The organism is Rosenbergiella australiborealis (assembly GCF_018494035.1).
GTDB lineage: Bacteria > Pseudomonadota > Gammaproteobacteria > Enterobacterales > Enterobacteriaceae > Rosenbergiella > Rosenbergiella australiborealis.
In genome coordinates this window covers 14890-28307 of sequence record NZ_JABBFO010000018.1, presented here as the reverse complement: position 1 = coordinate 28307, position 13418 = coordinate 14890, and the positions used below count along the sequence as shown (strand labels likewise).

The following is a 13418-nucleotide window of genomic DNA, read 5'->3' as shown; positions in this document are numbered from 1 at the left end:
TCCCCATGCGAGAGTAGGGAACTGCCAGGCATCCAAACAGACAAAAAGGCCATCCTCACGGATGGCCTTTTTGCATTGGGAAAACGCTAACTTCTTATAGCGTTTAATGAAAAAAATCCACCAAATCAGGTAAACTAGTCAGTGATTATCCCATCAAGGTGAAGCTATGACTTGTTCGCAGACCTCTTTAAAGCCCTTAAATACTTTTGGCCTTTCTGTTAGTGCCAAAAGTATTGTGTATGCCTCCGATACCGAAACCCTTATCGATAGCTGGCAAGATCATCAAGGAAAGCCGTGGTTACTAATGGGTGGCGGCAGTAATATGCTCTTCCTTGATGATTTTGATGGAACCGTGGTGATCAACCAATTAAAAGGCATAAGTGTCGAGCAAACTCAAGATAATTGGCTTATTCACTGTGCGGCTGGTGAGAATTGGCATGATTTCGTCCAGTTTACTATTAAAGAAGACATGCCTGGGCTAGAAAATTTAGCACTGATCCCAGGAACGGTAGGTTCAGCACCCATACAGAATATAGGCGCTTATGGTGTCGAATTGAAGGATGTCTGCGATTACGTCGATATTCTCGACCTTACTCAAAATAAGTTAGTGAGATTAACTCACACAGAGTGCCTCTTTGGTTACCGAGAAAGTATCTTCAAACATCGATATCAACACGGATACGTCATTACAGCTGTTGGTTTTCGCTTACCTAAATGTTGGCAACCGAACTTCTCTTATGGCCCGCTAAAGGCAGTAAAAGAGACGCTTACTACACCAAAATCTATTTTTGATAAAGTATGTGAGATTAGGCGTAGCAAACTACCTGATCCAGCTAAAATGGGTAATGCAGGCAGTTTTTTTAAAAATCCTATCATTTCCACACAGGCAGCAGAGGCGATTAAACAGCATTATCCTGATGCCCCGTTCTATCCACAAAATAGTGACCAGGTAAAAATTGCAGCCGGTTGGCTCATTGAACAAGCAGGGTTGAAGGGGTACCAGGCTCATGGTGCAGGGGTACATCCTCAACAGGCATTAGTCTTAGTTAACCTAGGTGAAGCTCAGCCTGCGGATGTGGTTAGCATGGCTAAACATGTTAGAGATACCGTACACCAGAAGTTCTCAATATGGCTGGAGCCCGAAGTGAGGTTTATTGGCACTAAAGGTGAGGTTAATGCCGTGGATACCTTATCATGAAAGATTATAGCGTTACGTTGAAAATCATGGCCATCTTAGCGGATGGAGAATTTCATTCGGGGGAACAACTCGGTCAAGAACTTGGCATGAGTCGTGCTGCGATTAACCAACATCTTAAGATATTAGAAGAATGGGGCGTTAACACGAATAGAGTTACTGGAAAAGGATATTGCCTTATAGAGCCCATTAACTTACTAGACCAGACAGTGCTCTCACAACTTTACCATATTAATAATGTTGAAGTGATTTCGGTTATCGATTCCACTAATCAGTACCTATTGAATAATATTGATAAACTCAATTCTGGAGATACTTGTCTTGCTGAATATCAACAAGCAGGACGTGGTCGGCGCGGTGGAAAATGGTTTTCTCCCTTTGGCACTAACCTTTATCTCTCTATGTATTGGCGATTAGAACAGGGCCCAGCAGCAGCAATGGGATTAAGTCTTGTTGTTGGGATCGTCATTGCTGAAACACTCATACAATTTGGGTGTGGGGACGTAAAGGTTAAATGGCCAAACGATCTTTATATTAATGATCGTAAATTAGCAGGCATTTTAGTAGAAATGACTGGTAAAACGGGAGATGTAGCACACATCGTGATTGGTGCTGGAATTAATATCTCGATGAAATCAGACCCCTTGTCAGTAATTAATCAGCATTGGACGAGCCTTTACCAAGAAGGCATTGTTGTTGACCGTAACGAATTTTCTGCCGCCGTCATTGAAAACCTACGCCATGCATTAACTATTTTTGAAATACAAGGTATGGCTCCATTTTTACCCCGTTGGCACGTATTGGATAATTTTCTCAACAAACCGGTCAAGTTGATTATTGGCGAAAGAGAAGTATTTGGTATTGAGCGGGGTATTAATGAGTTCGGGGCTTTACTACTGGAGCATGAGGGCGAAGTTAAGGCATGGGTTGGTGGCGAAATATCATTAAGAGCCGCCAACCCGCCAGACCTGCGATGATTACTTTCTCAGACTTACTGAGCTCACAGCATGTTTAAAGCTTTTAGATAGGATAAGATTTGCCCGCTCACGAGTGGGCAAAATATTCTCTCGTAAGTTGAGTCCATTGATTTCATCCCAAAGAGTAGAGGCGATAGTGGTGGCTTCTTCAATACTCAACTGTGAATAGTGATGAAAATAAGAATTAGGATCGCTAAAGGCGCTCTCTCTAAAACGTAAAAAGCGATTAATATACCACTGCTTTAAGAACTCTTCAGGTGCGTCAACGTAGATTGAAAAATCGACAAAGTCGCTAACAAACACACGATGTGGATCGTGTGAATAATCCATACCACTTTGTAATACGTTTAATCCCTCAAGGATGACAATATCCGGCGCCTCAACAACCTTTTGTTCTTCAGGAATAATATCGTAAGTCAGATGTGAATAAACGGGAGCCGTCAGCTTCTCCTTACCTGCTTTAATATCCGCAACAAAATTTACTAGCCTATGCATATCGTAGGATTGTGGAAATCCTTTTTTCTTCATCAAACCGCGTTCTTTTAATACGGCATTGGGGTGAAGAAAACCATCAGTAGTGATTAATTCTACTTTGCGGTGTTCCGGCCAGCGGCTCAATAGGGCTTGTAATACACGAGCTGTAGTGCTTTTACCGACAGCTACGCTTCCTGCAATACTAATGATGTAAGGAATTTTTTTACGATCAGTCCCCAGGAATTTTTTTACCACGTTTTGATGGTTAAGATTTGAACTGATATAAAAGTTTAGTAAGCGCGAGAGGGGAAGATAAATTTCGACCACTTCACTAAGAGATAAGTCTTCATTAATTCCTTCTAGCTGTTCAATATCGTGTTCATTAAGTACAAGAGGTGTCGAGTCACGTAATGTTGCCCAGTGATGGCGGTCAAAATGCAGATAAGCCGATGTCAACGGTGACGAATTGATTGTATTCATAATTATACGTCTGGCATCCGAAACTCAGTAAGGGCAAATAAAGCCAGAAAATGAGTTAACTAAAGGAGTTTAAAGAATTATATGACAGGAGGTTATCATCTGTAGCAGGTAGCACAAAGCAAAAATAAGTTAATATCATGATGAAATTATATTTCCAAGGTGTTAAATATCGAGGTAGATAATAAAATTTTTAATTTATTTCGATTTTTGAATGAAAAAAAACGACTTTTTGTTTAGTTGTATCCCCTAAAGTTTTAGAAAATACTCGCTGAGAATAGGTTAAAAATAGCGTTTTTAGATTAATTTTTAGACTAAAAATGACGTATTTCACCTATTTTGTGTAAAGAGTAATCAAACAGAAAAAAAATCACATTTTTTAGTTGCATGATTTTCTAACTCCCCATAGAATGCGCCTCAACTTGATGCCGACTTAGCTCAGTAGGTAGAGCAACTGACTTGTAATCAGTAGGTCACCAGTTCGATTCCGGTAGTCGGCACCAATCAAGTTAAGGTGGGGTTCCCGAGCGGCCAAAGGGAGCAGACTGTAAATCTGCCGTCACAGACTTCGAAGGTTCGAATCCTTCTCCCACCACCATCTCAACCACTACTGTTGTTGAGGCATAGTGAAGTAAAAAAGCTTTTAAAAAGCAATTTTCTCACACCGGTTTAGACTGGTAACAGTCGAAAGTCGGTCAGTTTATCTGGCAGACTCGAATAATAAAAGCCATTTTATTATTCATAAGCTACAGAAAGATTCAGGTAGCAGAGTTCCAGGATGCGGGCATCGTATAATGGCTATTACCTCAGCCTTCCAAGCTGATGATGCGGGTTCGATTCCCGCTGCCCGCTCCAGATGTGCTGATATGGCTCAGTTGGTAGAGCGCACCCTTGGTAAGGGTGAGGTCCCCAGTTCGACTCTGGGTATCAGCACCACATTCCTAACTTCCTCCCTGTTTCTTCTGTCTCTTGATTAAATCCATATTCATCAGGTAATGATTAACCTGGTTGACGTGATAATTTCACTGATCCTATCTGTGTCATAGAGGAACAAGCGATGGCTAAAGAGCAATTTCAACGTAATAAACCACACGTAAACGTGGGAACCATCGGTCACGTTGACCACGGTAAAACCACTTTAACTGCTGCAATCACTACCGTTTTAGCAAAAACTTACGGTGGTTCTGCGCGTGCATTCGATCAAATCGATAACGCACCAGAAGAAAAAGCACGTGGTATCACCATCAACACTTCACACGTAGAGTACGAAACACCAACTCGTCACTACGCACACGTTGACTGCCCAGGACACGCCGATTATGTTAAAAACATGATCACCGGTGCTGCGCAAATGGACGGCGCTATCCTAGTTGTTGCGGCAACTGATGGCCCTATGCCACAAACTCGTGAGCACATCCTGTTAGGTCGCCAAGTAGGTGTTCCTTACATCATCGTGTTCCTGAACAAATGTGACATGGTTGATGATGAAGAGCTGTTAGAGCTCGTTGAAATGGAAGTTCGTGACCTGCTGTCACAATATGACTTCCCAGGCGATGACACGCCAATCGTTCGTGGTTCAGCGCTTAAAGCACTGGAAGGCGACGCAGAGTGGGAAGCTAAAGTTGTAGAACTGGCTGGTTACTTAGATTCATACATCCCAGAACCACAACGTGCCATCGACCTGCCATTCCTTCTGCCAATCGAAGACGTATTCTCAATCTCAGGCCGTGGTACAGTTGTTACCGGTCGTGTAGAGCGCGGAATTGTTAAAGTTGGTGAAGAAGTTGAAATCGTTGGTATCAAAGATACTGCGAAATCGACTTGTACTGGTGTAGAAATGTTCCGTAAGCTACTTGACCAAGGTCAAGCAGGTGAGAACGTAGGTGTTCTTCTGCGTGGTATCAAGCGTGAAGAAATCGAACGTGGTCAAGTTCTTGCAAAACCAGGTTCAATCAAGCCACACACCCAGTTCGAGTCAGAAGTCTATATTCTGTCTAAAGATGAAGGCGGCCGTCATACTCCGTTCTTCAAAGGCTACCGTCCACAGTTCTACTTCCGTACAACTGACGTGACTGGAACCATCGAACTGCCAGAAGGCGTAGAAATGGTAATGCCAGGCGACAACATCAAAATGGTTGTTACCTTAATCCACCCAATCGCAATGGATGACGGCTTACGCTTCGCAATCCGTGAAGGTGGTCGTACCGTAGGTGCGGGCGTTGTTGCTAAAGTTATCGCTTAATCACGATAATATTTGACGTCATGCATATGAAAAGGGCATCATTTGATGCCCTTTTTATTCGCGATGATACAGAACCTGGCTCATCAGTGATTTTTAGAAGCCAAATCATTGTTGAGACAGGCTCTGGGTGACGTTAAACTCCAGATGGTGAATACCGACTGGGTTGGTTACCTCGCAATCATGGCGAGGTTTAATAGTTTTGATTTATGGTGGTAGGTTGTTATGAGTGCAAATACTGAAGCTCAGGCGAGTGGACGTGGCCAAGAAATAATCAAATGGGTGGTTGTCTTTGCGCTGTTGATTGTCGCAATCGCAGGTAACTACTTCTATCGTGAGGTTAATCTTCCACTTCGTGCATTAGGTGTGGTTGTCATTATCGCGATAGCTGGCGGCATTGCTTTCCTTACAACAGAAAAAGGTAAAGCAGCGGTTTCTTTTGCGCGTGAAGCTAGAACCGAAGTTCGCAAGGTGGTATGGCCGACCCGTCAGGAAACACTGCAGACAACAGTTATTGTCGCGATCGTTACGGCAATCATGTCGCTCATCTTGTGGGGATTAGATAGTATCCTAGTCCGCTTAGTATCCTTTATCACTGGTCTGAGGTTCTGAAATGTCTGAAGCACCTAAACAACGCTGGTACGTCGTTCAGGCGTTTTCTGGTTTCGAGGCTCGCGTAGCAGTATCTCTGCGTGAACATATCAAACTGCACAACATGGAAGAGCTTTTCGGTGAGGTAATGGTCCCCACTGAAGAAGTTGTTGAAATTCGCGCAGGTCAGCGTCGTAAAAGCGAGCGCAAATTCTTTCCAGGTTATGTATTAGTCCAGATGGTTATGAATGATGCAAGCTGGCACCTAGTACGCAGCGTTCCTCGAGTGATGGGCTTTATTGGTGGTACGTCAGATCGCCCTGCGCCGATTAGCGACAAAGAAGTTGATGCGATCATGAATCGCTTACAGCAAGTCGGTGATAAACCACGTCCTAAGACTCTATTTGAGCCGGGTGAGATGGTACGCGTAAGTGATGGTCCTTTTGCTGACTTTAATGGCGTTGTCGAAGAAGTTGATTATGAAAAAAGCCGCTTGAAGGTTTCTGTCTCGATCTTTGGTCGTGCAACCCCAGTTGAGCTAGATTTCAGTCAGGTAGAAAAAGCGTAATTAATCAGCAACAGTTGATTGCAAAAGGCGCGGAATTTAATTATAATTCCGCGCCTTTTATATTTATGGGGTCTATACCCGGTAAATTTAATCATCACGGGAAGCCTAACTAGGCGCTATACCCAACAGAGGAATTATCATGGCTAAGAAAGTACAAGCCTATGTCAAACTGCAAGTAGCAGCGGGCATGGCAAACCCAAGTCCACCAGTTGGTCCAGCTTTAGGTCAACAAGGTGTTAACATCATGGAATTCTGTAAAGCGTTTAACGCAAAAACAGAAAGCCTTGAGAAAGGCCTGCCGACTCCAGTAGTTATTACTGTATACAGCGACCGTTCATTTACCTTTGTTACCAAAACCCCTCCTGCAGCCGTTCTGCTGAAAAAAGCAGCTGGCATCAAATCAGGTTCTGGTAAACCAAACAAAGATAAAGTCGGTAAAGTTTCTCGCGCTCAATTGCAAGAAATCGCACAGACTAAAGCAGCGGATATGACTGGTGCAGACGTAGAAGCGATGACTCGCTCTATCGAAGGTACTGCTCGTTCCATGGGCCTGGTAGTGGAGGACTAAGAAATGGCTAAACTGACCAAGCGCATGCGCAATATCCGTGAAAAAGTTGACGCAACTAAACAATACGACATCACTGAAGCCGTAGCACTGCTGAAAGAATTAGCGACTGCTAAATTCGTTGAAAGCGTAGATGTTGCTGTAAATCTCGGTATTGATGCTCGTAAATCTGACCAAAACGTTCGTGGTGCAACTGTCCTACCTAACGGTACTGGCCGTAGCGTCCGCGTCGCAGTCTTTGCACAAGGTGCAAACGCTGAAGCTGCTAAAGCTGCAGGTGCAGAATTAGTGGGTATGGAAGATTTGGCTGACCAAATCAAGAAAGGCGAAATGAATTTTGACGTTGTTATTGCTTCTCCAGATGCAATGCGCGTTGTTGGCCAATTAGGTCAAGTTCTGGGCCCACGTGGTCTGATGCCAAACCCGAAAGTGGGTACTGTAACGCCAAACGTTGCTGAAGCAGTTAAAAATGCTAAAGCAGGTCAGGTTCGTTACCGTAACGATAAAAACGGTATCATCCACACTACCATTGGTAAAGTGGACTTCGATACTGACAAGCTGAAAGAGAACTTAGAGTCTCTGTTAGTTGCGCTGAAAAAAGCAAAACCAACTTCAGCGAAAGGCATTTATATCAAGAAAGTTAGCCTGTCTACCACTATGGGTGCAGGGGTTGCAATCGACCAAGCTGGTCTGAACGCATCAACTAACTAAGTTGACATGGGTGGAAATTTGAACTAGAATTTGCGCCCATTCTCTCCTATGGAGAGCGCAATAGTGCGATTTGTTTCGTGCTATCGCAAGATTTTCGGTTGGAGCCTGGCCTTATCCAGGCCTCCGTCCAAGACCGCAGGTGTTTTGAATAAAAACTTAATTTCCTGCGTAGACGGTGACAGAACCTTAAAATTTTTTCTGGATTCTGCTCACCGTATTTCGCGCCCAAACATTAATTGTTTGGGTGAAGTGAGTTCCAGGTAGTTGATATCTGGCTAAATAATCCAGGAGCACAAGCTAATGGCATTAAATCTTCAAGACAAACAAGCGATTGTTGCTGAAGTCAGCGAAGTAGCCAAAGGCGCGCTGTCTGCGGTAGTTGCGGATTCCCGTGGCGTTACTGTAGATAAAATGACTGAACTGCGTAAAGCAGGTCGTGAAGCTGGCGTTTACATGCGTGTTGTTCGTAACACCTTGCTGCGTCGCATTGTTGAAGGCACTCAATTTGAATGCCTGAAAGACACGTTTGTCGGTCCAACCTTGATTGCATATTCTTTAGAACACCCGGGCGCTGCTGCACGTATGTTCAAAGATTTCGCTAAAGCGAATGCAAATTTTGAGGTTAAAGCTGCAGCCTTTGAAGGTGAGCTGATCCCGGCGGAACAAATTGACCGCCTGGCAACGCTACCAACTTACGAAGAAGCACTGGCACGTCTGATGTCGACCATGAAAGAAGCCGCTGCAGGCAAATTGGTTCGTACATTGGCTGCTGTTCGCGATGCAAAAGAAGCGGCATAAGCCACTTTCTCTACCATTCGTGTTCGCTTACGTTTAAACTAATTCTGATTTTTAGGAACAATTGTTATGTCTATTACTAAAGACCAAATCCTGGAAGCTGTTGCAGCAATGTCCGTAATGGAAGTTGTTGAGCTGGTTTCTGCAATGGAAGAAAAATTCGGTGTTTCTGCTGCTGCGGCAGTAGCGGTTGCTGCAGGTCCTGCTGAAGCTGCTGAAGAAAAAACTGAATTCGACGTAATTCTGAAAGCTGCTGGTCCTAACAAAGTAGCAGTAATCAAAGCAGTACGTGGCGCAACTGGTCTTGGCCTGAAAGAAGCTAAAGATCTGGTTGAAGCTGCTCCAGCTGCAATCAAAGAAGCGATCAGCAAAGATGACGCAGCTGCACTTGAAGCTGCTCTGAAAGAAGCTGGCGCTGAAGTTGAAATCAAATAAGATAACCTTCGGGTTACAGTCTGAGTAGTTGCAGACTGATGGCTGGTGACTATAATGGTTACCAGCCTTTTTGCGCTAAAGCGTTAACTTGGTGTTTCGCACTGTGTCTTCCAAGCTAACTCATCAATATCTTTTTCTATCGACGACTTAATATACTGTTATCCCCGTGGGGTTCCCTGTCTCGCAATAGCAATGAAATGATTTAAGAGTGATAGAAAGACGTATTGCATCATAGACTTCGTGTTGAATGATGAAAAATAATAACAGTGTTGCATAACTGCCCACTAAAACGGGCAACGTAGGCCGACTTGTCAGCGAGCTGAGGAACCTATGGTTTACTCCTATACCGAGAAAAAACGTATTCGTAAGGATTTTGGTAAACGTCCACAAGTTTTGGATATACCTTATCTCCTTTCTATCCAGCTTGACTCGTTTCAGAAATTTATCGAGCAAGATCCCGAAGGTCAACACGGTTTGGAAGCTGCTTTCCGTTCCGTATTCCCAATCCAGAGTTACAGCGGTAGCTCAGAGCTACAATATGTTAGCTTCCGGTTGGGCGAACCCGTCTTTGATGTACAGGAATGTCAGATCCGTGGGGTGACTTACTCAGCACCACTACGCGTCAAGTTACGTCTTGTGATCTATGAGCGCGAAGCGCCAGAAGGCACAGTTAAAGACATTAAAGAACAAGAAGTTTACATGGGTGAAATTCCACTCATGACCGACAACGGTACCTTTGTTATCAATGGTACTGAGCGTGTTATCGTTTCTCAGCTTCACCGTAGCCCAGGTGTGTTCTTTGATAGTGATAAAGGTAAAACGCACTCATCAGGTAAGGTTCTGTATAACGCACGAATCATTCCTTACCGTGGTTCATGGTTAGACTTTGAGTTCGATCCTAAAGATAACTTATTCGTTCGTATTGACCGCCGTCGTAAACTACCTGCCACGATTATTTTACGTGCGCTTGAGTACACGACTGAGCAAATTATCGATCTATTCTTCGATAAAGTCGTATATGAAATCCGCGATAACCGCCTGCAAATGGAACTTGTTCCTGAGCGTCTACGTGGTGAAACGGCATCTTTCGATATCGAATCTAACGGTACTGTTTATGTTGAGAAAGGTCGTCGTATTACCGCTCGCCATATCCGTCAGTTAGAAAAAGACAAAATTCAGCACATCGAAGTCCCGGTTGAATACATTGCCGGTAAAGTCGCTGCAAAAGATTATATCGATCAGGCAACTGGCGAGCTTATCGTTGCTGCTAACATGGAACTGTCTTTAGATCTGTTAGCAAAACTGAGTCAGTCTGGCCATAAACGTATTGAAACACTGTTCACCAATGATCTTGATCACGGTGCTTATATTTCTGAAACATTGCGTGTTGATCCAACTAGCGATCGCTTAAGTGCGTTGGTTGAGATTTATCGCATGATGCGTCCTGGTGAGCCACCAACGCGCGAGGCGGCTGAAAACCTGTTTGAGAATCTGTTCTTCTCTGAAGACCGTTATGATCTCTCTGCAGTGGGTCGTATGAAATTCAACCGTTCATTAGGACGTGATGAAATTGAAGGCGCGGGTATTCTGAGCCACGATGATATCATCCAAGTAATGAAAAAACTCATTGGTATCCGTAATGGTATCGGTGAAGTGGATGATATCGATCACTTAGGTAACCGTCGTATTCGTTCTGTGGGCGAAATGGCCGAAAACCAGTTCCGCGTTGGCTTAGTCCGCGTAGAACGTGCAGTGAAAGAGCGTTTATCTTTGGGCGATTTAGAAACACTGATGCCTCAAGATATGATCAATGCGAAACCTATTTCTGCAGCGGTCAAAGAGTTCTTCGGCTCAAGCCAGCTTTCACAATTTATGGACCAAAACAACCCATTATCAGAAATCACGCACAAGCGTCGTATTTCTGCCTTGGGTCCAGGCGGTCTAACGCGTGAGCGTGCAGGCTTTGAAGTGCGTGACGTACACCCAACGCACTACGGACGTGTATGTCCAATCGAAACGCCGGAAGGTCCAAACATCGGTTTGATCAACTCACTTTCTGTTTACGCACAAACTAACGAATATGGCTTCCTTGAAACCCCATATCGTCGTGTAGTAGATGGTATTGTGACAGATGAGATTCATTACCTCTCTGCGATTGAAGAAGGTAACTTCGTTATTGCCCAGGCGAACACCAACCTGGATGACAACTTTGCCTTTATCGACGACCTCGTTACTTGTCGTAACAAAGGTGAATCGAGCTTATTCAGCCGCGACCAAGTCGACTACATGGACGTCTCCACGCAACAGGTTGTTTCTGTTGGTGCATCACTGATTCCATTCTTGGAACACGATGATGCTAACCGTGCATTGATGGGTGCAAACATGCAACGTCAAGCAGTACCAACCTTACGTGCTGATAAGCCGTTGGTCGGTACCGGTATGGAACGTGCTGTTGCGGTCGATTCAGGGGTAACTGCGGTTGCTAAACGTGGTGGTACGGTTCAGTACGTTGATGCGTCACGTATCGTTATCAAAGTTAACGAAGATGAAATGTACGCGGGTGAAGCGGGCATCGATATCTATAACTTGACCAAATATACACGTTCTAACCAGAACACCTGTATCAACCAAATGCCTTGTGTTTCGCTGGGCGAGCCGGTTGAACGTGGTGATGTCTTGGCTGACGGCCCGTCGACTGACCTCGGTGAGCTAGCGTTAGGCCAAAATATGCGTGTGGCATTCATGCCATGGAATGGTTATAACTTTGAAGACTCCATCCTCGTTTCTGAGCGTGTAGTACAAGAAGATCGTTTTACTACCATTCACATTCAAGAGTTAGCTTGTGTGTCTCGTGATACTAAGCTTGGCTCTGAAGAAATCACAGCTGATATCCCTAATGTCGGCGAAGCTGCACTCTCTAAACTTGATGAGTCTGGTATCGTCTATATTGGTGCTGAAGTTAAAGGCGGCGATATCCTAGTCGGTAAAGTGACACCTAAAGGTGAAACCCAGCTGACCCCAGAAGAAAAACTGTTGCGCGCAATCTTTGGTGAAAAAGCCTCAGATGTTAAAGATTCATCTTTACGTGTACCAAACGGTGTTTCTGGAACAGTTATCGACGTTCAAGTGTTTACACGTGATGGCGTTGAGAAAGATAAGCGCGCGCTTGAAATCGAAGAAATGCAACTGAAGCAGGCTAAGAAAGACCTGTCAGAAGAACTGCAAATCCTTGAAGCCGGCTTATTTAACCGTATCTATAGCGTACTGATCGCCGGTGGTGTCGAAGCCGATAAACTCGATAAACTGCCGCGTGAGCGCTGGTTAGAGTTAGGCCTAACTGATGAAGAAAAACAAAATCAGTTAGAGCAACTGGCCGAACAGTACGACGAGCTGAAGCACGAGTTTGAGAAAAAACTTGAAGCTAAGCGCCGTAAGATCACTCAAGGTGATGATTTAGCACCGGGTGTTCTGAAAATTGCTAAGGTTTATCTGGCGGTTAAACGTCAAATTCAACCTGGTGATAAGATGGCGGGTCGTCACGGAAACAAAGGTGTTATTTCTAAGATCAACCCGATCGAAGATATGCCATACGATGAAAATGGTACGCCAGTTGATATCGTATTGAACCCACTGGGTGTTCCATCGCGGATGAACATCGGTCAGATCCTCGAAACTCACTTGGGTATGGCTGCAAAAGGTATTGGTGACAAAATCAATGCCATGCTGAAACAACAGCAGGAAGTGGCTAAATTGCGCGAGTTTATTCAGCGCGCTTACGACTTAGGCACCGATGTACGCCAGAAAGTCGATTTAAGCACTTTCTCTGATGAAGAAGTGTTACGTCTTGCTGAGAACCTGAAAAAAGGTATGCCAATTGCAACACCAGTGTTTGATGGCGCTAAAGAAAGCGAAATCAAAGAACTGCTGACGCTTGGTGATATCCCAACCTCTGGTCAGATCACGCTATTTGATGGTCGTACCGGTGAGCAGTTTGAGCGTCAAGTAACCGTCGGTTACATGTACATGCTGAAACTGAACCACTTGGTTGACGATAAAATGCACGCACGTTCTACCGGCTCTTATAGCTTGGTTACTCAGCAACCGCTGGGTGGTAAAGCGCAGTTCGGTGGTCAGCGTTTCGGTGAGATGGAAGTGTGGGCACTTGAAGCCTATGGTGCTGCTTATACTCTGCAAGAAATGCTTACAGTGAAATCGGATGACGTTAATGGCCGGACGAAGATGTATAAAAACATCGTCGATGGCAATCATCAGATGGAACCAGGCATGCCGGAATCCTTCAACGTATTGTTGAAAGAGATCCGCTCGCTGGGTATTAACATCGAGCTGGAAGACGAGTAAGCACTCGATTTTCTACTGGTTACAGGAGAGCT

At 44.5% G+C, this 13418-nt stretch carries 11 protein-coding genes and 4 tRNA genes; 14 read left to right on the top strand and 1 reads right to left on the bottom strand.

Features of this window, described 5'->3' with window-relative positions:
* The first annotated feature begins 166 nt into the window (after positions 1–166).
* Together murB and birA are read left to right on the top strand one after the other, a co-directional pair.
* The gene (gene murB / locus HGT73_RS13845; protein WP_214215847.1) at positions 167–1198 is read left to right on the top strand and encodes a UDP-N-acetylmuramate dehydrogenase; all 1032 of its coding nucleotides are present in this window, start codon (positions 167–169) and stop codon (positions 1196–1198) included.
* Entirely contained in the window at positions 1195–2172 is a 978-nt protein-coding gene (gene birA / locus HGT73_RS13840; protein ID WP_214215846.1) for a bifunctional biotin--[acetyl-CoA-carboxylase] ligase/biotin operon repressor BirA, read from the top strand. Before murB ends, birA begins: the two co-directional genes overlap by 4 nt.
* Here birA and coaA read toward each other — a convergent pair whose 3' ends face one another.
* Complete coding sequence (gene coaA, locus HGT73_RS13835; protein ID WP_214215845.1) at positions 2173–3126, bottom strand: type I pantothenate kinase; 954 nt, start codon at positions 3124–3126, stop codon at positions 2173–2175.
* Positions 3127–3550: 424 nt separating this feature from the next.
* Between coaA and HGT73_RS13830 the strand changes: the two genes are divergently transcribed.
* The 12 genes from HGT73_RS13830 to rpoB all read left to right on the top strand — a co-directional run bounded on the left by HGT73_RS13830 (position 3551) and on the right by rpoB (position 13386).
* Positions 3551–3626 (top strand) — tRNA-Thr (locus tag HGT73_RS13830).
* Between the two features lie 10 nt (positions 3627–3636).
* Positions 3637–3721, top strand: a tRNA-Tyr gene (locus tag HGT73_RS13825).
* A gap of 182 nt (positions 3722–3903) precedes the next feature.
* A tRNA-Gly gene (locus HGT73_RS13820) sits at positions 3904–3978 on the top strand.
* A 5-nt stretch (positions 3979–3983) separates the two neighbouring features.
* A tRNA-Thr gene (locus tag HGT73_RS13815) sits at positions 3984–4059 on the top strand.
* Between the two features lie 121 nt (positions 4060–4180).
* A complete protein-coding gene (tuf, locus tag HGT73_RS13810; RefSeq protein ID WP_214215844.1) occupies positions 4181–5365 on the top strand; it encodes an elongation factor Tu in 1185 nt (394 codons plus the stop codon).
* A gap of 222 nt (positions 5366–5587) precedes the next feature.
* Positions 5588–5974 carry a preprotein translocase subunit SecE gene (secE, locus tag HGT73_RS13805; protein ID WP_214215843.1) on the top strand — a complete coding sequence of 129 codons (387 nt, stop codon included), beginning with the start codon at positions 5588–5590 and terminating at the stop codon, positions 5972–5974.
* A gap of 1 nt (position 5975) precedes the next feature.
* Entirely contained in the window at positions 5976–6521 is a 546-nt protein-coding gene (gene nusG, locus HGT73_RS13800) for a transcription termination/antitermination protein NusG (protein ID WP_214215842.1), read from the top strand.
* Between the two features lie 139 nt (positions 6522–6660).
* Positions 6661–7089: a 50S ribosomal protein L11 gene (gene rplK, locus HGT73_RS13795; RefSeq protein ID WP_214215841.1), complete on the top strand. Its 429-nt coding sequence runs from the start codon at positions 6661–6663 to the stop codon at positions 7087–7089.
* A gap of 3 nt (positions 7090–7092) precedes the next feature.
* Positions 7093–7797 carry a 50S ribosomal protein L1 gene (gene rplA / locus HGT73_RS13790; protein WP_214215840.1) on the top strand — a complete coding sequence of 235 codons (705 nt, stop codon included), beginning with the start codon at positions 7093–7095 and terminating at the stop codon, positions 7795–7797.
* 300 nt (positions 7798–8097) lie between these two features.
* Positions 8098–8595: a 50S ribosomal protein L10 gene (gene rplJ / locus HGT73_RS13785; protein WP_214215839.1), complete on the top strand. Its 498-nt coding sequence runs from the start codon at positions 8098–8100 to the stop codon at positions 8593–8595.
* 66 nt (positions 8596–8661) lie between these two features.
* Positions 8662–9027 (top strand): 50S ribosomal protein L7/L12, encoded by a 366-nt coding sequence (gene rplL / locus HGT73_RS13780; protein ID WP_092678398.1) that lies wholly within the window; start codon positions 8662–8664, stop codon positions 9025–9027.
* Positions 9028–9357: 330 nt separating this feature from the next.
* Positions 9358–13386, top strand: a complete 4029-nt coding sequence (gene rpoB, locus HGT73_RS13775) for a DNA-directed RNA polymerase subunit beta (RefSeq protein WP_214215838.1) — start codon at positions 9358–9360, stop codon at positions 13384–13386.
* Positions 13387–13418 lie beyond the last annotated feature (32 nt).